Annotated in this window: 18 protein-coding genes; 6 read left to right on the top strand and 12 right to left on the bottom strand. The window is 68.8% G+C overall.

The features are described from left to right. The 4 genes from gatB to E3O67_RS13065 are packed head-to-tail and all read right to left on the bottom strand — an operon-like array spanning nucleotide 1 to nucleotide 4,771. A complete protein-coding gene (gatB, locus tag E3O67_RS13080; RefSeq protein WP_134430205.1) occupies nucleotides 1-1,506 on the bottom strand; it encodes an Asp-tRNA(Asn)/Glu-tRNA(Gln) amidotransferase subunit GatB in 1,506 nt (501 codons plus the stop codon). After that, nucleotides 1,506-3,068, bottom strand: coding sequence for an Asp-tRNA(Asn)/Glu-tRNA(Gln) amidotransferase subunit GatA (gatA, locus tag E3O67_RS13075; protein ID WP_134430202.1), 1,563 nt, complete (start codon nucleotides 3,066-3,068; stop codon nucleotides 1,506-1,508). The genes gatB and gatA overlap by 1 nt, the downstream gene beginning before the upstream one ends. A 3-nt stretch (nucleotides 3,069-3,071) precedes the next feature. Beyond that, a complete protein-coding gene (gene gatC, locus E3O67_RS13070; RefSeq protein ID WP_166786979.1) occupies nucleotides 3,072-3,368 on the bottom strand; it encodes an Asp-tRNA(Asn)/Glu-tRNA(Gln) amidotransferase subunit GatC in 297 nt (98 codons plus the stop codon). 38 nt (nucleotides 3,369-3,406) lie between these two features. Then, the gene (locus E3O67_RS13065; RefSeq protein WP_166786978.1) at nucleotides 3,407-4,771 is read right to left on the bottom strand and encodes an alpha/beta hydrolase; all 1,365 of its coding nucleotides are present in this window, start codon (nucleotides 4,769-4,771) and stop codon (nucleotides 3,407-3,409) included. Between the two features lie 262 nt (nucleotides 4,772-5,033). On the opposite strand from E3O67_RS13065, the gene E3O67_RS13060 reads away from it, so the two are divergent. Together E3O67_RS13060 and E3O67_RS13055 are read left to right on the top strand one after the other, a co-directional pair. Continuing rightward, nucleotides 5,034-5,579, top strand: coding sequence for a PadR family transcriptional regulator (locus E3O67_RS13060; protein ID WP_134430196.1), 546 nt, complete (start codon nucleotides 5,034-5,036; stop codon nucleotides 5,577-5,579). Next, nucleotides 5,576-6,352, top strand: a complete 777-nt coding sequence (locus E3O67_RS13055; RefSeq protein ID WP_135102897.1) for an alpha/beta fold hydrolase — start codon at nucleotides 5,576-5,578, stop codon at nucleotides 6,350-6,352. The genes E3O67_RS13060 and E3O67_RS13055 overlap by 4 nt, the downstream gene beginning before the upstream one ends. A 2-nt stretch (nucleotides 6,353-6,354) precedes the next feature. Here the strand turns inward: E3O67_RS13055 and ligA are convergent, their stop codons facing one another. The 5 genes from ligA to E3O67_RS13030 all read right to left on the bottom strand — a co-directional run bounded on the left by ligA (nucleotide 6,355) and on the right by E3O67_RS13030 (nucleotide 11,931). Further along, complete coding sequence (gene ligA / locus E3O67_RS13050) at nucleotides 6,355-8,676, bottom strand: NAD-dependent DNA ligase LigA (RefSeq protein WP_134430190.1); 2,322 nt, start codon at nucleotides 8,674-8,676, stop codon at nucleotides 6,355-6,357. Next, a complete protein-coding gene (gene mnmA, locus E3O67_RS13045) occupies nucleotides 8,669-9,859 on the bottom strand; it encodes a tRNA 2-thiouridine(34) synthase MnmA (protein WP_135102896.1) in 1,191 nt (396 codons plus the stop codon). Before mnmA ends, ligA begins: the two co-directional genes overlap by 8 nt. A 141-nt stretch (nucleotides 9,860-10,000) precedes the next feature. After that, a complete protein-coding gene (locus E3O67_RS13040) occupies nucleotides 10,001-10,240 on the bottom strand; it encodes a hypothetical protein (protein WP_134430185.1) in 240 nt (79 codons plus the stop codon). Beyond that, on the bottom strand, nucleotides 10,240-10,545 hold the full coding sequence (locus E3O67_RS13035) for a winged helix-turn-helix domain-containing protein (protein ID WP_134430182.1): 306 nt from the start codon (nucleotides 10,543-10,545) through the stop codon (nucleotides 10,240-10,242). Before E3O67_RS13035 ends, E3O67_RS13040 begins: the two co-directional genes overlap by 1 nt. Before the next feature lie 201 nt (nucleotides 10,546-10,746). Then, nucleotides 10,747-11,931: a cysteine desulfurase family protein gene (locus tag E3O67_RS13030; protein WP_135102895.1), complete on the bottom strand. Its 1,185-nt coding sequence runs from the start codon at nucleotides 11,929-11,931 to the stop codon at nucleotides 10,747-10,749. Between the two features lie 94 nt (nucleotides 11,932-12,025). Here E3O67_RS13030 and glgX point away from each other — a divergent pair, with 94 nt between their 5' ends. Both glgX and ybaK read left to right on the top strand, forming a co-directional pair. Beyond that, entirely contained in the window at nucleotides 12,026-14,068 is a 2,043-nt protein-coding gene (gene glgX / locus E3O67_RS13025) for a glycogen debranching protein GlgX (RefSeq protein WP_135102894.1), read from the top strand. Between the two features lie 31 nt (nucleotides 14,069-14,099). Next, the gene (ybaK, locus tag E3O67_RS13020; protein WP_134430173.1) at nucleotides 14,100-14,594 is read left to right on the top strand and encodes a Cys-tRNA(Pro) deacylase; all 495 of its coding nucleotides are present in this window, start codon (nucleotides 14,100-14,102) and stop codon (nucleotides 14,592-14,594) included. Nucleotides 14,595-14,672: 78 nt separating this feature from the next. On the opposite strand, the gene glgP is transcribed toward ybaK, so the two are convergent. Further along, the gene (gene glgP / locus E3O67_RS13015) at nucleotides 14,673-17,246 is read right to left on the bottom strand and encodes an alpha-glucan family phosphorylase (RefSeq protein WP_134430170.1); all 2,574 of its coding nucleotides are present in this window, start codon (nucleotides 17,244-17,246) and stop codon (nucleotides 14,673-14,675) included. A gap of 80 nt (nucleotides 17,247-17,326) precedes the next feature. Here glgP and E3O67_RS13010 point away from each other — a divergent pair, with 80 nt between their 5' ends. Together E3O67_RS13010 and glgB are read left to right on the top strand one after the other, a co-directional pair. Then, nucleotides 17,327-19,402: an alpha-1,4-glucan--maltose-1-phosphate maltosyltransferase gene (locus E3O67_RS13010; protein WP_174776839.1), complete on the top strand. Its 2,076-nt coding sequence runs from the start codon at nucleotides 17,327-17,329 to the stop codon at nucleotides 19,400-19,402. Continuing rightward, nucleotides 19,399-21,744, top strand: a complete 2,346-nt coding sequence (glgB, locus tag E3O67_RS13005; protein WP_135102893.1) for a 1,4-alpha-glucan branching protein GlgB — start codon at nucleotides 19,399-19,401, stop codon at nucleotides 21,742-21,744. Before E3O67_RS13010 ends, glgB begins: the two co-directional genes overlap by 4 nt. A gap of 255 nt (nucleotides 21,745-21,999) precedes the next feature. Here glgB and E3O67_RS13000 read toward each other — a convergent pair whose 3' ends face one another. Both E3O67_RS13000 and E3O67_RS12995 read right to left on the bottom strand, forming a co-directional pair. Continuing rightward, nucleotides 22,000-22,980: a tetratricopeptide repeat protein gene (locus E3O67_RS13000; RefSeq protein WP_134430164.1), complete on the bottom strand. Its 981-nt coding sequence runs from the start codon at nucleotides 22,978-22,980 to the stop codon at nucleotides 22,000-22,002. After that, nucleotides 22,977-24,755: a hypothetical protein gene (locus E3O67_RS12995; protein WP_241982175.1), complete on the bottom strand. Its 1,779-nt coding sequence runs from the start codon at nucleotides 24,753-24,755 to the stop codon at nucleotides 22,977-22,979. Before E3O67_RS12995 ends, E3O67_RS13000 begins: the two co-directional genes overlap by 4 nt. Between the last annotated feature and the right edge of the window lie 122 nt (nucleotides 24,756-24,877).

The raw sequence follows: 24,877 nt of genomic DNA, 5'->3' as shown, positions 1-24,877 counted from the left end.
CTACTCGGCCGCTCCGGCACGCTCGAGCACGAGCTCGCGCACGCGGGCGGCATCCGCCTGTCCGCGCATGGCCTTCATGACGGCACCGATCACGGCGCCGGCCGCCTGGACCTTGCCGTCCCGGATCTTCGCCAGGACGTCGGGCTGGGCAGCCAGAGCCTCGTCGATGGCCGCGATGAGCGCGCCGTCGTCCGATACGACCGCGAGACCGCGGGACTCGACGACCTCGATTGGGGTGCCCTCGCCGCCGATGACGCCCTCGAGCACCTGACGGGCCAGACGGTCGGTCAGCGTGCCGGCCACGACGAGTTCGATCAGCGCGGCGACCTGCACCGGCTGAACGAGCGAGTCCGCGGAGACTCCGGAGACGTTCGCGAGGCGGGCGACCTCACCGGTCCACCACTTGCGGGCGGCCTGGGGCGCTGCACCGGCCGCGATGGTGGCCTCGACGGCGTCCAAGAGGTCGGAGTTGACGACATCCTGGAATTCGAGATCAGCGAAGCCCCAGTCGGCTTGGAGTCGCTTGCGGCGGGCGGCCGGAGGCTCCGGCAGGGTGGCGCGAAGCTCCTCCACCCATTCCCGCGACGGGGCCACGGGAACGAGGTCGGGTTCCGGGAAGTACCGGTAGTCGTCGGCGTCGGACTTGGGCCGGCCGGCCGAGGTGATGCCGGTGTCCTCGTGCCAGTGCCGGGTCTCCTGGGTGATGGTTCCGCCGGCGTGCAACAGGGCCGCCTGACGCTGGATCTCGTAGCGCACGGCGCGTTCGACCGAACGCAGCGAGTTCACATTCTTGGTCTCGGTGCGCGTGCCGAGCACGTTCGAACCGCGCGGGCGAAGCGACACGTTCGCGTCACAACGCACGTTGCCCTCTTCCATCCGGGCGTTGGAGACGCCGAGCGCCTTCACGATCTCGCGGATGGCGGCGACGTAGGTGCGGCCGATCTCGGGCGAGTCGGCCTCGCCGCCCTCGATCATCTGGGTGACGATCTCGACCAGCGGCACGCCACCGCGGTTGTAATCGACCAGCGAGTAGTCGGCACCCTGGATGCGACCGGTCGCCCCACCCACATGGGTGAGCTTGCCGGCGTCATCCTCCATGTGTGCGCGCTCGATGTCGACCGTGACCAGGCGGCCGCTTTCGAGCTCGATCGTGAGCTGACCGTTGAACGCGATCGGCTCGTCATACTGTGAGGTCTGGAAGTTCTTCGCCGTGTCCGGGTAGAAGTAGTTCTTCCGAGCGAATCGCGAGTGCTCCGCGATCTCACAGCCGAGGGCGAGCCCCAAACGGATGCTCGACTCAATGGCCTTCGCATTCACCTGGGGCAGCCCGCCGGGCAGTCCCAGGCAGGTCGGGCAGGTGTTGGTGTTGGCACCCTGGCCGAATTCGTTTGCACAACCGCAGAACATCTTGGTCTTGGTGTTGAGCTCCACGTGCACCTCGAAGCCGAGCACCGGCTCGAACAGCTCCAGGGCCTTGTCGTAATCCATCAGTTCGGCCTTCTTCATCAGACGGCTCCCTCTGTGCTCGTTGACGCTGTGCCGGCAGACATTGCTTTCGGCGCCAGTTCCGGCGCCTGGCTGAGGAGGGTGCGCCCCCAGGAGGCTTCCAGCAGTGCCTCGACGGCGGCTCCGAAGCTGTAGAGGCGGGCGTCCATTTTCGCGGGCGCCATGATCTGTAAGCCGACCGGCAGGCCGTCTTCGGGGGCGAGGCCCATCGGCAGGCTCATGCCGGGAATTCCGGCCAGGTTGGCCGGGATCGTGGTGACGTCGTTGAGGTACATCGCCATCGGGTCGGCCATCTTCTCGCCGAACTTGAAGGCCGTGGTAGGCGCACTCGGCGATACCAGCACGTCGACCTTCGCGAAGGCCGCTTCGAAGTCGCGCTGGATCAGGGTGCGCACCTTCTGCGCGCTGCCGTAGTAGGCGTCGTAGTAGCCGGCGCTGAGGGCGTAGGTGCCGAGGATGATGCGGCGCTTGACCTCGGGACCGAAGCCCGCGTCCCGCGTGGCCGCCATGACCCGTTCGCTGGTCAGCGGGCCGTCTTCCGGGTTGACCCGGATGCCGAAGCGCACCGAGTCGAAACGCGCCAGGTTGCTCGACGCCTCGGCCGGCAGGATCAGGTAGTAGGCCGCGATCGCATACTCGAAGTTGGGGGCGGAGACCTCGACGATCTCGGCGCCCGCCGCGGCGAGAAGCGCGAGGGTCTCGGTGAAGCGCTGAGAGACGCCGGACTGGAATCCGTCGCCGTTCAGCTCTGTGACCACGCCGACCCGCACTCCCTTGAGTGCCCCGTCGGCGAGGCCGGCGCGGGCGGCGGCGGCCATCGACGGCCAGGTGTCCGTCAGCGACGTCGAGTCGAGCGGGTCGTGCCCGCCGATCACATCGTGCAGCAGGGCGGCGTCGAGCACCGTGCGGGTGACCGGGCCGACCTGGTCGAGAGAGGATGCGAGAGCGATCGACCCGTAGCGGGACACACCGCCGTAGGTGGGCTTGACGCCGACGGAACCGGTGACGGCGGCCGGCTGGCGGATCGAGCCGCCGGTGTCGCTGCCGAGTGCGAGCGGCGCCTCGAAGGAGCTGACCGCGGCCGCAGAGCCGCCGCCCGAGCCGCCGGGGATCCGGTCGAAGTCCCACGGGTTGTGCGTCGGGCCGTAGGCGGAGAACTCGGTCGACGAGCCCATCGCGAACTCGTCCATGTTGGTCTTGCCGAGGGGAATCAGCCCGGCGTCCCGCACGCGCCGGACCACGGTGGCGTCGTACGGGGGGATCCAGCCCTCCAGGATCTTGGAACCGGCGGTCGAGGGCATGTCGATGGTTGCGAGCACGTCCTTGATGGCGATCGGCACCCCGGCGAGCGGCCCGAGCACCTCACCGGCGGCACGCCGGGCGTCGATGCGGGCGGCGGCGGCGAGCGCGGCCTCGCCGGCCACGTGCAGGAACGCGTGCACCCCGGTGTCGATGGCGTCGATGCGGTCCAGGTGGGCCTGGGTCACCTCGACGGAGCTGACGGACCGATCGGACAGCAGACCCGAGAGGTCGGCGGCGGACAGCTTGATCACATTGGCCATGGGTTACTCCTCGTCCAGGATTGCGGGCACGCGGAACTTGTCGCCGTCCCGGTCTGGAGCCCCGGAGAGCGCCTGTTCTACCGTGAGCGAGGGGACCACCGTGTCGGCACGGAAGACATTGGTCAGCGGCATCGGGTGGCTCGTCGCCGGCACATCCGGCGTGGCCACTTCGGCTACCTTCGCGACCGAGTCAACGATCTGGCCGAGTTCGGTCGTGAGGCGGGTGATCTCCTCCGCGCTGAGGTCGATCCGGGCAAGGTTGGCCAAATGGGCAACCTGCTCGGCCGTGATTTCAGACATGTTGCTCCGTACGATCGTCGGGGGTGGATTCCCCAATTCTATTCGGAGCCGTCGGTGACAAGATCCGCGTTGCCGGTTCCGATCAGCGCCATGTTGTGCAGGGACTCACTGCCCACGTCGAAATAGGCGTTATGGCCGACCGATCCATGCAGCCAGGAGCCGGTGACCCGGTCGTGCCCGCCGGACACGCCGAGGGTGTTCGCGCCATAGGACTCCGTACCGGGATCGCTGCCGAAGAACGCGCTGTTCACGGTCGGGTCCCAGTCGGCACTGCCCACATAGACCTTCCCCGGCGCGACGCTCAGGCGGTCGACGGACTGCACCTGGCTGCCCGGTGAACCCACCAGTACCAGGGCGTCCACGCCGAACGTCCCGCGGGCCAGCGCCGTGAGCGCCACAGTCGAGCCGTACGAGTGGGCGAGGACGGAGACGAAGGGCCGACGCGTGCCCCGGTCGGCCTCGATGCCCAGCGCCGACTGCTCCAGGAAGTCGGCGCCGACCTCGGCCAGGCCCGTCCCGCCGACGTTGAACACGTTGGGCGCCTCGTAGCCGATCCAGGCGATCGTGGCGACGCCGGCGGCACGGATGTCGCCGGTCAAGCCCCGCCCGCCGGGCGCCTGCTCGCGCAGCACCGCGGTCTGCTCCGCGTACACGGCATTGGCGGTGTCGGTCCAGTTGGCGATCTGCTGTTCCACCGCGTAGTTCATGCCGGGCACCAGATAGGTGACGAAATCGGCGGTGTCGGGGTTGCCGAGGGCGATCGCGGCCCGCCCGCCGCCGGTGCGGTCCAGGAGGATCAGGGAACGGCGAGGCGCGCCGTCGGGGGTGCGCAGGGCCGCCTTGACCTGGTTCAAAACGGCGAGTTCCCGGGTGAGCAGCGTGCGCTCGTTGTCGTCGGTCGCGCCGGCCAGCCGCTCCGTGACGTCGGCGAGGCTCTGCGTGAGGTAGCGGGCGTTGGCACGGCCCCGCTCCCGGAAGGGGATACCCTCCAGGTTGCCGACGAGCCTGGGTGCGGCCGCCAGCATCGACGACCGCTCGTCGGCGCCGAGTTCGGTCCACAGACCGGCCACCGCGGAGGCTGCGGGCGGACTCGTGAGCAGGGCGTCGACCTGGGCGGGGGCCTGTTCCACGAACGCCGCCATCTCCGCCCCGGAGAGGCTGGACAGTCCGGCCAGCAGGCTCGCTCCGGTCATCCCCCGCACGGATTCAGCGGTCGCGACCGTGGCAGTCCTTGGGACGGATGCGATGGGTTGCGCGGACACGGTCGAGTCGCCGGCTGCGGGAACCCCGACCGAGGTGCCCGTACGCGCCGTCAGGTTCAGCCACAGCGGTTCGGCCGCGGCTGGTTCGGCGCCTCGGTTCGGCACCGGCTGGCCCTGGACGGTGTTGCTGAGAGCGTGCACTCCAATGGTCTCGCTGACCCCATTGAGAGCCAGCGAGAACGTTAGAACCGCCGCTTCTAACAGCAAACCTGGGCACGTCCCCTCACGAACACCGAGCAGCACATCGACACGAGCCTGGAAGACAAGCATCGCGTATCCAGACTACTGAAACGGATGGCGCGGCCGTGCCCCCATAGCGGGTCTGCATGACCCCCCGATCAAGGGCCAAATGCACACATTCTCATACTTGCTAAGTCCTGTATAGGTGTGCTCCTATATAGGTATGTCGCTGAAAATCGCCCTCCTGGGCATTCTGGATCTCGCACCGATGACGGGCTACGACCTCAAGAAGAGCATTGAGGCATCCGTCGCCCACTTCTGGTCGGCCGACCAGTCCCAGATCTACCGCACCCTCGCGGTTCTGGTCTCTGACGGACTGGCCGAGGTCGAGGTCGTTCCGCAGCAGGGACGCCCCGACCGGCGCGAGCACCACATCACCCCGGCCGGCCGTGGGGCCCTGAATGACTGGCTGCGTTCGCCGCTGGAGCCCGAGACGCCGCACGACGCGTTTCTGATGCGACTGTTCTTCGTCGGCACTCTGGGGGTTCCGGCCACTCGGGCGCTGCTGCGGACCCGGCGCAACCAGGCCACGGCATTGCTGGCTGCGCTGCGCGGCGTGGCGGAGCAGGAGCAGTCCCCCCGTGAGCCCGACGACCGCGCCCCGGACGACCTCGGACGCCGGCTGCGCTTCGCGACACTGCGGAACGGAATCCTCCATGCCGAAGCCGAACTGGCGTGGCTGGTCGAGACGAAGGAGGCCCTCGGATGAGCCAGGTCCACTACCCCTTGGAGCACGGTGCGGACGCCACGGGGACCGACACGATCCTGTTCCTGCACGGCGGCAACGTTGCCTCCTGGTCCTGGCAGGCTCAGGTGGAGGGCATGCCCGGCCGGCATCTGCTGACCCCGGATCTGCCCGGATTCGGCGACCGGTCCGGGGAGGACTGGCTCTCCCTCGGGCAGGCCGCCGACGATGTGGCCGGCATCATCGCCGCGCATGCACGCGGCGGCCGGGCACACCTGGTGGGGCTGTCCCTGGGCGGCCTGGTGGCCACGCAGGTCATGGCCCGGCACCCAGGGCTGCTGCGCTCGTGCCTGGTGTCCGGCGTTCCACTCACCGGCGTGCACGGTACGGTGCGGTTCCTGAACACACTGCAACTGCCGCTCTGGAACCGCCCCTGGTATTGGCGGGCCCAGGCGAAGGCCTTCGGCCTGCCCGCCGACGCGGTCGACCTGTTCGTGGAGCACGGCCTGAGCCTGCGCGCCGACAATGCCCGGCGCATGTTCGCCGACGTGAATCGCGGCGGCGCCCCGGAAGGCCTCGGCAACTATCACGGCCCTCTACTGGCGGTCGCGGGCGAGCGGGAATCCCGGATCGTGCGAGACAGCTTTCCCCTCCTGGTCACCCATCTGCCACAGACGCGTACCTGGATCGCGCCCGGCATGCACCACGTCTGGAGCATCGAGAATGTGGAGCTGTTCACCCGGATGGTGCTCGGCTGGGTGGACGCGTCGGAGGTCCCGGCCCGGGATCCCGGTTGACGTCAGGCCGGGTCGGTGTCCGTGTCGGTGTCGGCTATTGCTGGTTGCGGTTCGACGACCGCGGCATCGGCATCGTCCGACGACTCGGCTAGTGCATCCGGGCCCTCGGTGACGAGCAGGCGGAACTGGGCGGCGTCGAGGACGCGCAGGCCGAGCGCCTCGGCTTTGGCCAGTTTCGACCCGGCGCCCGGACCGGCGGCGACGAAGTCGGTGTTCTTGGACACGCTCGAGGCGGATTTGCCACCGGCGGAGATGATCGCCTCCTGCGCCTCTTCGCGGGTGTAGCCCTCGATCGAGCCCGTGGCCACGACCGTCAGCCCGGCCAGCACTCCCCCGGCTGCTGCGGCGGCTCCCGGACCGAGGTGCCCCGGGGTCGTGAACTGGACACCGGCACGCATCCACTGCTCGACGATGCCCTGGTGCCAGTCCACCTCGAACCAGCCGATGACGGCGTCGGCGATGATGCCGCCCACCCCGTCGACCTCGGCCAGATCCTCCCGGGAGGCAGCGCGGATCAGGTCGAGGGACCCGAAGTGGCCGGCCAGGGCGCGCGCGGCCACCGGCCCGACGTGACGGATGTTGAGGGCCACCAGAAGCCGCCAGAGCGGCTTGGTCTTCGCCGACTCGATCTCGCGCAGGAGCTTCAGCGCACTCGACGACGGCTGCGGGCCCTGAGTGCCCTGCTTCTTCTCGGCGGCCGTGGGGTTGCGCCGGAACGGCGTGCGCAGCCGCACGGAGCCGTCGTCCTCCTCCTTGGCCAGCCCGGTCTCGGCATCCCGCACGATGACCTCGATCGGCAGCAGGTCGCCGAGCGTGAGGTCGAACAGCCCGGCCTCGGTGGGCAGGGGCGGCTCCGCCGGTCGGGTGGGCTGGGTGAGCGCGGCCGCGGCCACCTCACCGAGCACCTCGATGTCGAGGGCGCCGCGGGAACCGATGTGCTCGACCCGACCGCGCACCTGGGCCGGGCAGCTGCGGGCGTTCGGACAGCGCAGATCGATGTCGCCCTCCTTGGCCGGAGCGAGCGGCGTGCCGCACTCCGGGCAGTTCGCCGGCATGACGAAGACACGTTCGGTGCCGTCGCGCAGCTCGAGCACCGGGCCGAGCACCTCGGGGATGACGTCCCCGGCCTTGCGCAGCACGACGGTGTCGCCGATCAGGATGCCCTTGGCCTTGACGACGTCCTGGTTGTGCAGGGTGGCCTGGCGCACCTCGGAGCCGGCGACCCGCACCTTGTCCATCACGGCGAACGGGGTGGCGCGGCCGGTGCGGCCGACGCTGACGACGATGTCGAGAAGCCGGGTGTTGACCTGCTCCGGTGGGTACTTGTAGGCGATCGCCCAGCGCGGCGCGCGGCTGGTGGCACCGAGTTCGGCGTGCAGGGCCAGCTCGTCGACTTTGATCACGATGCCGTCGATCTCGTGGTCCACGCTCGCCCGGTGCGCCCCGTAGTACGCGATGAACTCCGCTGCCGGGGTCGCGGATGGCTCCACCCGGTAGTAGCTGCTGGTGGGTAGACCCCAGCCCTGCAGCAGCTCGTAGACGTCGGATTGGGACGCGACCGGCGGGGTCGCCCACGCGCCGATGCCGTGCACCAGCATCCGGAGGCGGCCGAGCCGGGCGCGCATCAGGCGGAGTGGTTCAGCGGCCTTGCCCTCGGCCTTCTGGCGCAGGGAGCCGGCCGCCGCGTTGCGGGGGTTCGCGAAGACGCGTTCGCCGGCCGCGACCTGGGCGGCGTTGAGGTCGAGGAAGGCGGCAACCGGGAAGAACACCTCGCCGCGCACCTCCATCAGGGCCGGGTGCCCGGTGCCCGCCAGCTGTCTCGGGATACCCGGCACCCAGGCGACGTTCTCGCTGACGTCCTCGCCGACCACCCCGTCGCCACGCGTGGCGGCGCTGACCAGCACCCCGTGCTCGTATCGGAGGTTGATCGCGAGCCCGTCGATCTTGAGCTCGCAGAGGTAGCGCACGGGCCGCCCGGCGTCGCGTTCGACCTTCGCCGCCCAGATCCCGAAGTCCTCGATCGAGAACACGTTGTCGAGGCTGAGCATGCGCTCGGCGTGCTGGACCGGATCGAACAGGCTGGTCTCGGCGCGGCCGCCCACGGTCTGGGTGGGGCTGTCCTGGCTGGCCAGTTCCGGGAATTCCCGCTCGAGCTCGGCCAACCGGCGCACCAGCTCGTCGTACTCCGTGTCGGAGATGACGACCTCGTTGCGGTCGTAGTAGGCGTCACGGGCCTCGAGGATGCGCCGGGTCAGGTCTGCGACCTCGGCCGCGGCGGCGTGCAGGGCCGCGTCTGCCTCGGAATCGGCCGCGGGACTACGCATCGACGGCGCCGGCATCGACGGCGGCGAGGACGCTCTCGACGGCACTGACCGTGCGGTCGATCGTGCACTGGCCGAGCACGCGGGTGCCGACGTAGACGACGGCGGTCTGCCCGGGAGCGACGCCGGTGAGCGGCTCGGACGGGATGATGACGAGTTCAGTGGTGGCGCCGGTCCCGTGGCTCGCGCTGGTCTCGGTGGACGAGGCGGCCCTGAGCGGAACCACCTGGGCAACGGCGGGAACCGGGTCGGCGTGGGCGCGGATCTGCACATCGCAGTCGAAGGCGATCTCCGGGTGCGCCGGGGCGACGCCGCACCAGGTGAACGTCGTTCCGGCGATCTCCTTGATCGCCAGCGCCTCCTTCGGCCCGACGACGACCGTGTTGGAGATCGGGCGCACCTCGAGCACGAACCGCGGCTTGCCGTCGGCGGCTGGGGTGCCGATCTGCAGCCCCTTGCGCTGTCCCACGGTGAACGCGGCCGCTCCTTCGTGCGTGCCGAGGGTGTTGCCGTCCCGGTCCAGGATGGCGCCGGTCGCCGGCGGCACGCGCTCGGCCAGCCAGCCGCGGGTGTCACCGTCGGGGATGAAGCAGATGTCGTAGGAGTCGGGCTTGTTCGCGACCGAGAAGCCGCGCTCGGCGGCCTCGGCGCGCACCTCGGCCTTGGAGGGCGTCGCGCCGAGCGGGAACATCGAGTGGGCCAGCTGCTCCTGGGTGAGCACGCCCAGCACATAGGACTGGTCCTTGGCCCAGGCGCTGGCGCGGTGCAGTTCGCGGTTGCCGTCGGCATCCGTCTCGATTGTGGCGTAGTGGCCGGTGGCGACGGCGTCGAAGCCTAGGTCGAGGGCCTTTTCAAGCAGGGCTGCGAACTTGATCCGCTCGTTGCAGCGCATGCAGGGGTTCGGGGTGCGGCCGGCGGCGTATTCGGCGATGAAGTCGTCGACCACGTCGAGCTTGAAACGCTCGGAGAAGTCCCAGACGTAATACGGGATGCCGATGATGTTGGCGGCCCGCTGGGCATCCATCGAATCTTCGACGGTGCAGCAGCCGCGGCTGCCGGTGCGCAGGGTGCCGGGCATCCGGCTCAGGGCCAGGTGCACCCCGACCACCTCGTGCCCCGCCTCGACCATGCGGGCTGCGGCGACGGCGGAGTCCACCCCACCGCTCATTGCTGCCAAAACCTTCACCTGACGAGTGTAATCGGGTGAGCGCCCCCGCGCAGCCCCCGCGCAGCCCCCGCGCAGCCCCCGCGCAACGGAACGATGGGCCGGGACGAGCGACGACGGATGCCCACGGCACCAGCCAAGGCCGGGGTCACGGGATATCGGTCAGGGGATATCGGTCAGGGTTCGCTCGATCGAGGCGAGGCGGAGCTCCAGCAGGGCGAGTCGGTCCAGCACGGCCTGATTGCTCGCGGTGCTCTGCTCGACAAGGCCGCGCAGGTCCGCCGCTCCGGCGAACTCCGTCTGCTTTTCGCGCGAGCGCAGCACGGCCGCCACGATGCTCGATGTGACTCCGGCGATGATGCCGACAATGGCGATCCAGGCGAACCAGGGAATGTTGTCCATCAGTGTGTGCTTTCTGTATCTGCTGCGACCGCCGCAACGATGCGTGCGACGTTGGTGGTGACCTCGAACGGAACGACCTCGAAAAATTTCAGGGCCTTGCCGTCGTCGGAGAGTTCGAGGTGCCCGGTCACGTAACCGGCCGATTCGAGTCGTTGCAGGTGCATGTACAACAGTGCCCGGGACATCCCCAGCCGACGGGCGAGCTCACTCACATGGAGGGACTCTGCCGCCAGCAGGGCGATAATGCGGAACCGGTGCGGGTTGGCGAGGGCGGACAGCCGGGCGATCTCCTCGTCAAGCGTCATCGTGCCCCCGCTCCCCTCGACATCCGTTTACCTGTAAGAAATACTTTACACGTGTAGGTCCACGGCGTCCAGCACCACCACATCAGCCGCGCGGCAGCTGAGCCGCTGCGCTCGTGGCGTGCCAGGCGCGCAGCGGCGCGGCACCCGCGCCGCGGGTGAGAAACGACAACGTGCAGCAGAGCGCGGATGCCGCGGCGCGGCTCAGCGCCCCGGCACCCGGTCGGCTAGGCCGGCCCGCTCCGCCCGGGCATGGGCGGCCGGGAGAGCGGCGAGCAACGCGTCGACGTCGGCCTCGGTGTTGGTGCGGCCGAGGGTGATCCGCAGGGCGCCGCGCGCCTCCACTTCACTGCGGCCCATGGCGCGCAGCACGTGCGAGGGCTCGGGCACACCCGCCTGGCAGGCTGAGCCGGTAGACACCGAGATGCCGGCCACGTCGAGCAGGAATAGGAGCGAGTCGCCCTCGCACCCCGGGAAGCTGAAATGCGCGGTGCCGGGCAGGTGGTTCCGCGGGTCCGGGTCGCCGTTCACCACGACGGACGGCACGGCCGCGCGGGTGCCCGAGACGAGCCGCTCGCGCAGCGCCGTGACCCGCAGGTTCTCCGCCGGCAGGTCGTGCAGGGCGTTCGCGGCGACAGCGAACGCCACGGCCGCCGCGACGTCCTGGGTGCCGCTGCGCACCTGGCGCTGCTGCCCGCCGCCGTGCAGCAGCGGCTCGATCGTGGCCCGGCGCGAGAGCGCGAGCGCCCCGATGCCCACCGGGCCGCCGATCTTGTGCGCCGAGACGCTCAGCGCGGCCACGCCGGCCCGGCTGAGGGCGTGGAAGTCGATCGGCACGTGCCCGTACGCCGCCACCGCGTCGACGTGCACGGGGATACCGTGCTCTGCGGCGAGCGCGGCGACCTCGGCGACCGGCTGCAGGGTGCCCACCTCGTTGTTGGCGCTGAGCAGCGTGACCAGGGCGATGTCGTCGGGGTTCGCGGCGATGGATTGGGCGACCGCGGCGAGGTCGATCCGGCCGAGGGAGTCCAGCGGCAGCCACTCGACCACGGCGCCCTCGTGGCGTTCGAGCCATTCGACGGTGTCCATGGTGGCGTGGTGCTCGCCGCCGGGAACGAGGATACGGGGGCGCGGCTGCCTGGCCCAGAACAGCCCCTTGATGCCGAGATTGATCGCCTCGGTGCCCCCGCCGGTGAAGACCACCTCGATCGGGTCGCAGCCGAGGCTGGCGGCGACGTGCTCGCGGGCCTCCTCGAGCATCCGTTTCGCGTTCTGTCCTTGGCTGTGAACGGATGCGGGGTTGCCCACCACACCCATCATGCGAACGTAGGCGTCGATGGCCTCAGGCAGCATAGGGGTGGTTGCCGCATGGTCCAGATAGATCGCCATCTCGCTCCGTCCGCGCATGCTCGAGCGCCGAGGGTCTCACCGGAGGGTCTCCCGGTGGTAAAACTCAGCTTCTGTACTCATTACTCTAGAACGCATGACCCCGCCTGATCCCCTGCGCAGCCTCGGCGTGCGAGTCACGACCCACGGCGGCGAACTCCGCGTGTGGTCGGAGACCGCCGATGCTATCGACCTGTGCATCTTCGACGCCACCGACCCCAACTGGATCATCAAGACCGTGCCCATGGTCAAGGATGAGCACGGCGTTTGGTCCGGACGTTCCCGCACCCTCTCCCCCGGACGCCGCTACGGCATCCGCGTCTCCGGACCCACCGCGCCCCGCAACTCCTTCCACCCCGAGAAAGCACTGATCGAGCCCTATTCGCGCGGACTCGTGCGGGTCGGCCCCGACCAGTGGCAGTCCTCCGTGGTCGACGACGAATTCGACTGGGCCGGATCGGTCAAACCGAAGATCGCCCTGGACCACGCGGTGATCTACGAGGCCCATGTGCGCGGCCTGACCAACCTCAGCCCCTCGGTGCCGGCGAAACTCCGCGGCACCTACGCGGGCCTCGCCCACGAGTCGACCATCGACTATCTGAAAAACCTCGGAGTGACCAGTGTCGAACTACTCCCGGTGCAGGCGTTCGTGTCCGAGCAGCGTCTGATCAAGCAGGGGCTGAGCAATTATTGGGGTTACAACACTTTCAACTTCTTCTCTCCGCACGCCGACTACGCCACCCAGGCGTCGCAGGCCGCCGGGCCCGAGGCCGTGCTGCGGGAGTTCAAGGGCATGGTCAAGCTGCTGCACGAGGCCGGCCTCGAGGTCATCCTCGACGTGGTCTACAACCACACCGCAGAGGAGGGTCCGAACGGCCCGGTCAGCAGCCTGCGCGGCATCGACAACGCCGCCTACTACCGGCAGAACAGCGCCGGCGGGTACATCGACGTCACGGGGTGCGGCAACACGCTGAACGTGTCCCATGACGTTCCCCGCCGCCTGGTGCTCGACTCGCTTCGCTACTGGGCGAACGAGGTGCAGATCGACGGCTTCCGCTTCGACCTGGCGGCCACGCTCGCCCGAGACGAGAACGTCGAGTTCCAGGCGAACAGCCGGCTGCTCGCGGAGATCCAGGCCGACCCGGAACTGTCCCAGGTGAAGTTGATCGCCGAGCCCTGGGACATCGGGATGGGCGGCTGGCAGACCGGCAACTTCCCCTCCGAGTGGACCGAGTGGAACGACCGCTACCGCGACCGCATGCGCTCCTTCTGGCTGACCGACCTGGCGGCGGCCCGCGACGGGCACGCCGGCAGTGGGATCGGGCGCTTCGCTACCCGTCTCGCCGGTTCCGCGAACACCTTCTCCCGGGAGCGCGGGCCCCTCGCCTCGCTCAACTTCATCACGGCCCACGACGGTTTCACCATGGCCGACCTGACCTCGTACAACGTCAAGCACAACGTCGGCAACGGGGAGTCGAACCGGGACGGCACCGACTCCAACAACTCGTTCAACCATGGCGCGGAGGGCCCGACCCGGGACCGGGCCATCCTGACCGCCCGGCGGAAGGCCATGCGCAACCTGCTCGCAACCCTGCTGTTGTCGGCCGGTGTGCCGATGATCACCGCGGGTGACGAATTCGGTCGCAGCCAGCGCGGTAACAACAACGCCTACTGCCACGACAGCGAGCTCACCTGGTTGAACTGGGACCTCGACGACTGGCAGGAGGACCTGCACCGGGTGACCCGGCGCCTCCTTCAACTGCGGCGCGAGAACCCGGCGCTCCGGCCGGTGCGATTCGGACGCCCCGGCGAGAAGACCCTCAGCGCCAGCGAGATGGACTGGTACAACGTGGAGGGCCGGTCCATGTCCGAGGACGACTGGCACTCCTCCAAGGAGCGCACGCTGCAGTATCTGGCGGCGAGCACCCCGGAGCACGAGGAGTTCAACCGCATCCTGCTGATCGTGCAGGGCCGTGAGGAAGAGGTGACGGTGACGCTGCCTGTGCACACGGGCGTCACGTCGTACTCGTTGCTCTGGGATTCCAGCCACGACGACCTGAGCGAAGCGGTCATCGAGCACGCCCCCGGCGACCAGTTCCTGGTTCCGGCCGCGTCGATGCAGCTGCTTCGGGCGAACTGAGCGTGGGCACCCGAATTGTGGGCCGCTGACCGTGGCCAAGCGGGTGGAGGGCAGCGTCGGAACCCCGGCGACGGTGGCGCTGGTGCGTGCCGGCATCCCCTTCACCCCGCACGCCTACGTGCACGATGCGTCATCGTCGAGTTTCGGTCTGGAAGCGGCGGAGAAGCTCGACGTCGATGCCGGCCGGGTGTTCAAGACCCTGTTGACGGATGTCGACGGCCGGCTGGTCGTCGGCGTCGTGCCGGTCACAGGCCAGCTCGACCTCAAGGCGCTGGCCGCCGCCGTCGGCGCGAAGAGGGCCGTGATGGCCGACCCGTCGCTCGCCGAGCGCAAGACCGGCTACGTGGTCGGCGGCATCAGCCCGATCGGGCAGAAGAGCACGCTCACGACCGTGGTCGATGAGACCGCCCTGGCCTTCGACACCGTCTTCGTCTCCGGCGGTCGCCGCGGCTTCGACATCGAACTGACGCCGGCCGACCTGGCCCGGGCGACCCGCGCGGTCTTCGCGGCGATCGCCCGCCCATAACCGCCCGCAACCGCCCGCAACTGCACGAAGAAGCACCTCCGTCGAAACGAAGGTGCTTTCTCGTGCTGCCGGGCAGCGCTAACCGGCGACGGCGATCAGCCCCATCTCAGCGGGACTCACCAGGAGTTCGTTGCGCGGCACAACCCGCACCGAGTAGCCGAAGGCGCCGCCACGGTCGAGTTCGATCGTGCCGGTGAAGAGCGTCGGCGCACCGGTATCCGTCACGCCCGCCGCGGCCGGTTCCGTCGCCAGCGGCAAGGTGCTGACATCGGTCAGATCGTCGTTGAGGAGGCTCTTGCCGTAGACCACCTCGACCGTGACGTCCTCGGGCGCCAGACCGTTCAACTGGACGTGGGCGCGCAGGTGCAGCTCATCGCCGACCTGCGGCACCGGGGCGACGCCGCCCGATTCGACGTGGGCCACGGCGACGCCGGGCCACGCCGCGACGATCCGCCCCTTCCAGATGGCCAGTTCCCTGGCGGCCCGGTAATTGTTCGCGGACAGACGGGCCTCGGCCGTGCCGGCGGGCCGGTACAGCTCCTGCACGTACTGACGTACCATCCGACCGGCGTTCAATTCCGGTGAGAGCTTTGCGAGGGTCTGCCGGATCGAGGACACCCAGCGTTCGGGCACTCCGTCGGCATTGCGGTCGTAGAACTTTGGTGCGACCTGGTGCTCGATCAGCTCGTACAGCGCGTCGGCCTCGAGCCGGTCACGTTCGGCCGCGTCACCGGCGGCATCTGCGGTGGGGATCGCCCAGCCGTTGTTGCCGTCGTAGTATTCCGGCCACCAACCGTCGAGGATCGACAGGTTGAGGGCGCCGTTCAGGGCCGCCTTCATGCCGGAGGTGCCGCAGGCCTCGAGCGGGCGCAGCGGGTTGTTCAGCCACACATCCGTGCCTGGGTACATCAGCTGCGCCATTCCGATGTTGTAGTCGGGCAGGAACGCGATCTTGGTGCGCAGCGCCGGGTCGGCCGCGAACTGCACGATGCGCTGGATGAGACGCTTGCCCTCCTCGTCGGCCGGGTGCGACTTGCCCGCGATCACGATCTGGATCGGGTGCTCCGAGTGCAGCAACAGGGCGCGCAGCCGCTCGGGGTCGTGCAGCATCAGCGTCAGGCGCTTGTAGGTCGGCACGCGACGGGCGAACCCGATCGTGAGCACGTTCGGGTCGAAGACCCGCCCGATCCAGGAGGGCACGATCCCGCCCGGGTTCTGGACCTCCCAGGCCGCGGCGATCCGTCGGCGGGCGTCCTCGACGAACTGTAGGCGCATCTGCCCGCGCACCTGCCAGAGGTCCATGTCGGACACGGCAGGCGACGCCCAGTCCGCCTCGGAGGTGTCGCTGGTGCCCAGGCGGCTCTGCGCGAGGGCGAGGAGGGCCGGGTCGGTCCAGGTCGGGGCGTGCACGCCGTTCGTGATCGAGGCGATCGGCACGTCATCGGCGTCGAAGCCCGGCCACAGGCCCTTGAACATCACCCGGCTGACCTGACCGTGCAGCTTCGAGACGCCGTTGGCGCGCTGTCCCAGTCGCAGGCCCATCAGGGCCATGTTGAAGACATCCGGGTTGCCGTCCTCGAAGTTCTCAGCGCCGAGGGCGAGGAGGTCGTCGACGGCCACTCCCGGAAGCAGGTCGGTCTCGAAGTAGCGCCGCACCAGGCTGCGCTCGAACCGGTCGATACCGGCGGCGACCGGCGTGTGGGTCGTGAACACCGTTCCGGCCCGGGCCACCTGCAACGCCTCCGAGAAGCTGAGCCCCTCGCCGATCAGGCTGGAGATGCGCTCGAGACCGAGGAAGCCGGCGTGACCCTCGTTGGTGTGGAACACCTCAGGGTCGGCCTGACCGTTGAGGCTGCTCCACTTCTTCACGGCGCGCGCGCCGCCGATGCCGAGCAGGAGCTCCTGCAACAGGCGGTGCTCGCCACCCCCGCCGTAGAGACGGTCGGTGACCAGGCGCAGGTCGTCCGTGTTCTCCGGGATGTCGGTGTCGAGCAGCAACAGCCGGATGCGACCGACTTTCGCCTGCCAGACCCGCGCGTGCAGGGTGCGGTCGTCGGGAAGTGCGAGGGATACCTGCACGGGCGAGCCGTCTGCCCGGCGGAGCACCGACAGCGGCAGACCGTCCGGGTCGAGCAAGGGGTAGCTCTCCAGCTGCCAGCCGTCGGGCGAGATGGCCTGGCTGAAGTAGCCGGCGCGATAGAACAGACCGACGCCGACCAGAGGCACGCCGAGGTCCGAGGCACTCTTCAGATGGTCTCCGGCGAGGATGCCGAGGCCGCCAGAATACTGCGGAAGCGCGGCGGCGATGCCGAACTCCGGGGAGAAATAGGCGATGGATGCCGGCTTGTCGCCCTCGAGCGCCTGGTACCAGCGGGGCTTCTCGAGGTATTCGCGCAGTTCGTCACGGGTGGCGTTCGCCCACGTCACGAAATCGTCGTCCCGGGAGAGGGCTTCGAGGCGGGCCGTGTCGACGGCTCCCAGCAACGCGACCGGGTCGGTACCGCCCTCTCGCCACAATTCGGGGGCGATGTGCTCGAACAACTGACGAGTCGGCTCATGCCAGGACCAGCGCAGGTTGCCGGCAAGCTCGTCGAGCGCGGCGAGCGACTCGGGCAGCACGGTTCGGACTGTAAATTTGCGGATCGCTTTCACAACTTCAGCCTAGGGCCGTGACGTGTCGCACAGGTTAACTGAGGCAGCATCGCACCCCCAATTCGCGCTACGGTCAGTAGGTGGCTAAGACAGTAATACGCACAGGCGCGGCTCCTGAAACCCCCGGCGCGGTTCAGGAACTCCAGACGACAGTTCCGGCAGAACCCCGGATCGGCCGTATCCCGATCCTTGATCTGTCCCCTCAACTGAACGACAACCTCTGGCCGGCGAAGGCGTTCGTGGGCGAGGCGGTTCCGTTCGCCGCGACCGCGTTCCGGGAGGGTCACGACCTCATCGGCGTCATGCTGCTGCTGACCGCACCGGATGGAACCGAGTCGCAACATCCGATGTCCTTGAAGTCCGCGGGCACCGACCGTTGGGAGACGCTCGTCACCCTCGGCGCCCAGGGCCGCTGGACCTATCGCGTTCGCGCCTATGCCGACGACTGGGCCACCTGGTTGCACAATGCCTCGGTGAAGATCCCGGCGGAGGTCGACGTGGAGCTGATGTTCCTGATCGGCTCGGAGCTCTTGAAGCGCGAGAGCGCCGACACGACCCGGCCACTCCCCGAGCGCCGGGCGTTCACCACGGCCGCGAAGACCCTCGTCGACCCTGCCAAGTCCGTCGCGGCCCGGTTCGCCGTGCTGAGCAGCCCGAAGCTGGCCGCCGCGGCGGCCGTGCGACCGATGGCCGGGCTCGACTCGGTCTCGGAGGCCCGCACCGTGCTGGTCGAGCGCACCCGGGCCGGCGTCGGCTCCTGGTACGAGTTCTTCCCGCGGTCGGAGGGCGCCGTGAAGCGCGGCGACGGCTCCTGGCAGAGCGGCACCTTCCGCACCGCCGTCGACCGGCTTCCCGCGGTGGCCGCGATGGGCTTCAACGTGCTCTACCTTCCGCCGATACATCCGATCGGCCTGGCCTACCGCAAGGGCCCCAACAACACGCTCAACGCCGGACCGAACGACCCGGGCTCACCGTGGGCGATCGGCTCGGCGGACGGCGGCCACGACGCCATCCACCCGGACCTCGGCACCGTCGCCGACTTCCAGGCCTTCCTTGCGGCCGCTCGCGAGAACGGCATCGAGGTCGCCCTCGACCTGGCCCTGCAGGCGTCGCCCGACCACCCCTGGGTCACCGAGCACCCCGAATGGTTCACCACGCTGCCCGACGGTTCCATCGCCTACGCGGAGAACCCGCCGAAGAAGTACCAGGACATCTACCCGGTCAACTTCGACAACGACCCTCTGGGCATCCGCGCCGAAGTGCTCCGGATCGTGCGGTACTGGATCGGCGTCGGCGTCAACATCTTCCGGGTCGACAACCCGCACACGAAGCCGCTCGATTTCTGGGAATGGCTGATCTTCGAGATCAACGCCGAGTTCCCGGATGTCTTCTTCCTCGCCGAGGCTTTCACCCGCCCGGCCCTGCTGCAGGGTCTGGGCAAGGTGGGGTTCCAGCAGTCCTACACGTACTTCACCTGGCGCAACACGAAGGAGGAGCTGTCCGAATTCTTCGACGGGCTCGCCCACGAGACCGCCGACTTCCTCCGGCCGAATCTGTTCGTGAACACGCCCGACATCCTCTCCGAGTACCTGCAGTTCGGCGGCCCCGCGGCGTTCAAGATCCGGGCGGCCCTCGCGGCCACGGCGGCGCCGACCTGGGGCGTCTACACGGGCTTCGACCTGTTCGAGAGCGTTGCCCGGCCCGGCGCCGAGGAGAACATCGACAACGAGAAATACCAGTACCGGCCACGTGATTTCGCGGCCGCCGAGGCTGCCGGCACGTCCCTGGCGCCCTACCTCACCCTCCTCAACCGCATCCGCGCCGAGCACCCGGCGCTCGGGCAACTGCGCAACCTCCATCTGCACGAGAGCGAGGACGAGGGGATCCTCGTCTACAGCAAGTTCCTCGACGCACCGTTCACGGGCACCGGACGCTCGGACGCACTGATCATCGTCGCCAACGTCGACCCGCATTCCGTGCGCCAGACCCTTGTGCACCTCGACCTGCCCCGGTTCGGTCTCCCCCATGGTTCCTCCTTCGAGGTCGAGGACCTGATCACCGGCGCCATCTGGAACTGGTCGGCCGACAACTTCGTGCGCCTCGACGCATTCACCGAACCGGTGCACATCCTGCACGTGAAGGGACCAGCTCAATGAAGAACGCGCAGGGAAGTTCGGCGGCCAAGAAGTCCGTAGACAAGAAGCCCACCGACAATAAGCCCCTGGACAAGAAGGCCGCAGCCAAGGCGGCCGGCTCCAAGAAGGCGTCCGCGTCGGTGCCGGTGGAACCGACGCCCTCCGCCGCGAAGTCGGGCCTGCCGGTCATCGCCGACCACGTGCTCCAGGCCGTCTCCACCGGCAGCTACTACAACCCGCACGAGGTCCTGGGCCAGCACCTGATCGAGCAAACCGGCACCGCAGACCCGCTCACCGTCATCCGTGCCCTCCGTCCGTTCGCGACCGAGGTCTTCGCCGTGCTTCCGACCGGCGAGCAGGTGGAGTTGGCGCACCTGGGCCACGGCATCTGGCAGGGTGTGAACACGCTCGGCGTTCAGGACTACGTGCTGGAGGCCCGGTACAGCGACGCTCCCACCTGGATCGTCGACGACCCCTACCGCTACCTGCCCACCCTCGGCGAGCTCGACCTGCACCTCCTCGGCGAGGGCCGCCACGAACGCCTGTGGGATGTCCTCGGCGCCCACTACCGGCCGAACGCGGGCCCGCTCGGCGACCGCGAGGGAACCTCCTTCGCCGTGTGGGCTCCGCACGCCCAGGCCGTCCGCGTGATCGGCGACTTCAACTCCTGGACCGGCACGCTGCACGCCATGCGCAACATGGGCAGCACCGGGGTCTGGGAGCTGTTCGTGCCCGGTCTGACCGCCGGCTCCAACTACAAGTTCGAGCTGCTGACCCAGGCAGGCGAGTTCGTGCGCAAGGCCGACCCGATGGCCCGCTATACCGAGATCCCACCCAAGACCGCCTCCATCATCGGTGAGACCAACTACGAGTGGGCGGATTCCGGCTGGCTCACCGACCGTTCGGCCACGGACCCTCACAACCGGGCGATGAGCATCTACGAGATGCACGTCGGCTCCTGGCGTCCGGGCCTCAGCTACCGAGACCTCGCCGACCAGCTGATCGACTACCTGGACGAGCTGGCGTACACGCACGTGGAGTTCATGCCGCTCACCGAGCATCCGTTCGGCGGCTCGTGGGGCTACCAGGTAACGGGCTACTACGCGCCGACGAGCCGATTCGGCCACCCCGACGACCTGCGCTACCTGATCGACCGGCTGCACCAGGCCGGCATCGGCGTGCTGATGGACTGGGTGCCGGGGCACTTCCCGAAGGACGACTTCGCTCTGGCCCGTTTCGACGGCGAAGCGCTGTACGAGCACCCGGACCCCCGCCGCGGCGAGCAGATGGACTGGGGCACCTACGTCTTCGACTTCGGCCAGAAGCAGGTGCGCAACTTCCTGGTCGCGAACGCCCTCTACTGGCTCGAGGAGTTCCACATCGACGGGCTGCGGGTCGATGCCGTCGCCTCGATGCTCTACCTGGACTACTCCCGCGAGGACGGCCAGTGGGAGCCGAACGTGCACGGCGGCAACGAGAACCTCGAGGCGATCAGCCTGCTGCAGGAGATCACGGCCACCGCCTACAAGCGCAATCCCGGAGCGGTCATGATCGCCGAGGAATCCACCAACTGGGGTGGGGTGACGGCGCAGACCAGCGCCGGCGGCCTCGGCTTCGGCTTCAAGTGGAACATGGGCTGGATGCACGACACGCTGGAATACATGGCCGTCGACCCGATGTACCGAGCGCACCACCACAACCAGATCACGTTCTCGTTCGTCTATGCGTTCAGCGAGAACTTCCTCCTGCCGATCAGCCACGACGAGGTCGTGCACGGCAAGGGATCGCTGGTCGCGAAGATGCCCGGTGACTCCTGGCAGCAGCTCGCGAACGTGCGCGCCTACCTCGCCTTCATGTGGGCGCACCCCGGCAAGCAGCTCCTGTTCATGGGCCAGGAATTCGGGCAGCGCTCCGAGTGGAGCGAGGCGCGCGGCCTGGACTGGTGGACCCTCGACCAGCCGGCTCACCGCGGCCTGTTCACGCTCGTCGGCCAGCTGAACCGGGTGTACCGATCGAACCCGAGCCTCTGGGCCCAGGACAACGACCCGAGCGGCTTCGAGCTGCTCGACGGCGACGCGGCCGCCGAGAACGTGGTCTCATTCCTCCGTTGGGACACCGACGGCAACCCGATCGCCTGTCTGTTCAACTTCTCCGGGGCACCGCACAACAGCTACCAGGTCGGCCTGCCGTTCGCGGGGGTGTGGGAGGAGATCCTGAACACGGATGCCGAGGACTTCGGAGGCTCCGGAGTCGGAAACCTGGGCGCCGTGACCGCGGTCGACGTGCCGTGGGCCGGACGCCCGGCATCCGCCGTGGTGACACTGCCCCCGCTGGCCGGTCTCTGGCTGCGCCTGCGTCGCTAAGGGCCAGTACCCGCGCTCACGACAGCGCACGAATGGCCCCCTCGACGTTGCCGAGGGGGCCATTCGTGCGTTGGAGACGCGTGGGCGCAAGCGACCGCGCCCGAACGACCGCCACGAAACGACCGCTCCGAAACGACCGCTCCGAACCGACCGCTCCGAACGAATTCGACGGAGATTTTGCCGAAAGTGCCCCTGAATACAACGAAAGAGCGGTCTCAGCCCACAATCTCCGTCGAATTCGTTCGACGTCGCGCGCTAGTAGAGCAGCGCAGTGAGCCGGGATCGGGTGGGCGGCACTCGGGGGTCCTCCTGGCCGATGACCTCGAACATCTCCAGGATGCGTTCGCGGATCAGGTTGCGGCCGGCCGGGTCCTGCGCGGGGAAGAGGCCGAGCAGCCGATCGAAGGCATCCTCGATGTGGCCGCCGGAGAGGTCGAGGTCGGCGACCGCGAGCTGCGCCTGCAGATCATCGGGAGCAGCCGCGGCCGCGGAACGGATCTCGGCCATGGTCTTGCCGTGCAACCGGGCCAGGAGGCTCACCTGAGCCAGGCCGGCGACGGCCATCTGGTCCCGAGGGTCTCGGGCCAGTGCGGTCTTGTACAGGGCGATCGCCGCGTCGTAGTCCCCGCGCTCGATGGCGTCGTAGGCCTCCTGGTGCAGCGGCGGGAGCTCGGGTTCGACGGGGACCGTCCCCTCAGCCGCGGCCTCGCCTGCGGCGGCCTCCGCCGGAACAGCCATGGCGGTGACGCCGTGCTGCGCAGCGAGCTCGAAGACGCGGTGCAGGACCTCGCGTACCTGGCCCTCGGGCAGTGCGCCGCTGAACAGCTGCACCGGCTGACCGCCGATGACGGCGGCCACGGTCGGGATCGACTGTGCCTGGAAGGCCTGAGTGAGCTGGGGGTTCGAGTCCACGTCGACCTTGGCCAGCACGAACTGGCCGTCGTACTCCAGGACGAGCTTCTCCAGGATCGGGGTGAGCTGCTTGCACGGCTCACACCATTCGGCCCAGAGGTCGACGATGACCGGAACGCTCATCGAGAGTTCCAGGATCTCGCCGAAATTCGCATCCGTGCCCTCGAGCACGAGGCTGGGCACCGCGACCGGGCCCGCTGCGGGCGCGCCCGGCTCACCGGCCACCACGGGTGCACCCGCGGCCGGCGCCGCCGGTCGGTTCACCAGTGAGGACAGGTCGACGGCTCCGCGCAGGTTCATGCCGGACGGGGGGACAACACTCATGGAAGCTCCGATGATGAGATCAGACCCTGGGAGAAGCCAAGGAGGACTATTTTTTCGTTCGAACCGGCGGCCGGAACGTGGAACAGGAGCTGGTCGCCGTAGGTGCTGGTGATGCCCTTGGCCGTAGCGGTGATGCCGGAGAGTGCCTTGCTGGCCCCCTCGGGACTTACGGTCGCGCCGGCATCCACCGGTTTGACCGTCTCGGTCTCGGTCAGGCTGACGGCGACGATACTGCCGGAGTCGTTGGTCGCCAATGCAACGGTTGGCCCGGTGCCGGCGGCCGCGCCGAATTCGATCGAGGCTGTCGTGGGCAAGCCCTCCTTGCGGGAGTTCTTCAGCTCGGTGACCTGGGTGCGGAAGCTGTCGCCCTCCGCCTCGAACAGGCCGAAGGAGGGACTGGCCTCCCCCAGCTGGAGCACGTCGGCGTAGGCGGCGGCCACCTGGTCGGGCGAGAGCAGCAGGAAAGTCGAGTCGGGCGCGATAATCGGGGCGCCGATGGTCGCCGGCGCCACCTTGGGCACGGTCGCGGCCGCCTCGAGCTGGATCATGTACTCCACCAGGTAGTCCGCCCGCGGGGACTCCTGACGCAACACAAGGGCCGTCGGTGCGGTGGCGGTATCGGCCTCGTCCTGCAGGACCGTCATGACGACCCGAGGCCAGGTGGAGGACTGCTGCGGCAGGGTGAGTCGGAGGGGCGACGTCGGCAGCGGCGGCAGGGCTGCGATCGCCGGGTCGACGCCGCGGATCTTGTAGTTCGCGAGCCGCTTCTCCAGCGCGGGGCCGGTGAACCGGGTGGCGAGGGCTTCCGCATTCAGGTTCGCATCGGCATCCACGGTCAGTGTGGCGATCCCGGTCACGATGCGTTCGAGCTGCGGCACCGTGACGGCCGGCGGCGGCACGTCCTGGGCCGGAGCCTCGGTGCCGGTCGGGGTCGGCGTCGCGCTGACGGCAGCCTCGGGAGTGGACGCGGCCGGCCAGAAATCGGCCGAGCAGCCGCTGAGCACGAGGCCGCTGACCAGGATCACGGGCACGGCGACCATGGACCGGGTGACGGATTTGCCCGAACCGTTGATCTGGCTCGCCTTGATCGACTTGGGGCGGGGCACGCGCGGGAGCTGGGGCATCCGGGGCCCCGGCGGCAGGTTACGGCGGGGGCCGCGGGAGCGGCGCAGGTGCAGAAGTGCCAGGAGGTAGATGATCAGGCCGATCAGGCCGACGGCGGCACCGCCGACAATCAACGGGCCTGCCCAGGGCGTCGAGTTGTCGGTGGGCCACGACAGGCTGACCTCTGTGGGGGCAGCGGCCGTTCCGTCGGACGCCACGATCAGGGAGATGCCGTCGGGCACTTTGAGAGTGGTGGTCAGGGTGGTCTCCGCCGTGAACTCCTGAAGCCACAGGTCGGAGCCCGCGGGGTTGGTGACCGTCTCCGGCGCGTCCGCGGGGTCGGCCTCGGCAGCCGATTCGGCCTCGGCAACCGGCTCGACGAGCTTGCTGCTGAGGGCGACCGCATCCTTGGCTTTTCGGATGTCGACGTACGGTTCGTCTCCGAGCCACGCCTTCACATCGTCGGTACGACCGTAGGCCAGGAAAACCGTGTCGGAGCCGCTGACGGTGATCGTCTGGCTTCCCGGCACTGCGTTGAGCGCGCTGGACTCGACCACCGCGAAGCGGGCATCCTCGACGGAGGTGCTGAGGCTCACCGAGGCCGGCTCGAGAAAAATGGTCCGCTGAGCGATGCCGAGCACAATCATCCCGGCAGCTATTACGAATGCCACTATGGCAAGAACAAAACGCACGTCAACCCTCCTGTGTAGCCGGCCGCTCATCGCGCACGCGGACGCACTGGGCCCGGGTACGGGCCCGATCAGCAACAGACAGGACTTCCCACGATACCGGC

It is taken from the genome of Cryobacterium sp. TMT3-29-2, from assembly GCF_004564305.1.
Classification (GTDB): Bacteria; Actinomycetota; Actinomycetes; order Actinomycetales; family Microbacteriaceae; genus Cryobacterium; species Cryobacterium sinapicolor.
This window is presented reverse-complemented; position numbering and strand designations above follow the sequence as displayed.

Coding starts and splice junctions, on each gene's coding strand:
- gatB (WP_134430205.1), bottom strand. CDS start 1,506: ATGAAGAAGGCCGAACTGATGGATTACGACAAGGCCCTGGAGCTGTTC.
- gatA (WP_134430202.1), bottom strand. CDS start 3,068: ATGGCCAATGTGATCAAGCTGTCCGCCGCCGACCTCTCGGGTCTGCTG.
- gatC (WP_166786979.1), bottom strand. CDS start 3,368: ATGTCTGAAATCACGGCCGAGCAGGTTGCCCATTTGGCCAACCTTGCC.
- E3O67_RS13060 (WP_134430196.1), top strand. CDS start 5,034: ATGTCGCTGAAAATCGCCCTCCTGGGCATTCTGGATCTCGCACCGATG.
- E3O67_RS13055 (WP_135102897.1), top strand. CDS start 5,576: ATGAGCCAGGTCCACTACCCCTTGGAGCACGGTGCGGACGCCACGGGG.
- ligA (WP_134430190.1), bottom strand. CDS start 8,676: ATGCGTAGTCCCGCGGCCGATTCCGAGGCAGACGCGGCCCTGCACGCC.
- E3O67_RS13040 (WP_134430185.1), bottom strand. CDS start 10,240: ATGGACAACATTCCCTGGTTCGCCTGGATCGCCATTGTCGGCATCATC.
- E3O67_RS13035 (WP_134430182.1), bottom strand. CDS start 10,545: ATGACGCTTGACGAGGAGATCGCCCGGCTGTCCGCCCTCGCCAACCCG.
- E3O67_RS13030 (WP_135102895.1), bottom strand. CDS start 11,931: ATGGCGATCTATCTGGACCATGCGGCAACCACCCCTATGCTGCCTGAG.
- glgX (WP_135102894.1), top strand. CDS start 12,026: ATGACCCCGCCTGATCCCCTGCGCAGCCTCGGCGTGCGAGTCACGACC.
- glgB (WP_135102893.1), top strand. CDS start 19,399: ATGAAGAACGCGCAGGGAAGTTCGGCGGCCAAGAAGTCCGTAGACAAG.
- E3O67_RS13000 (WP_134430164.1), bottom strand. CDS start 22,980: ATGAGTGTTGTCCCCCCGTCCGGCATGAACCTGCGCGGAGCCGTCGAC.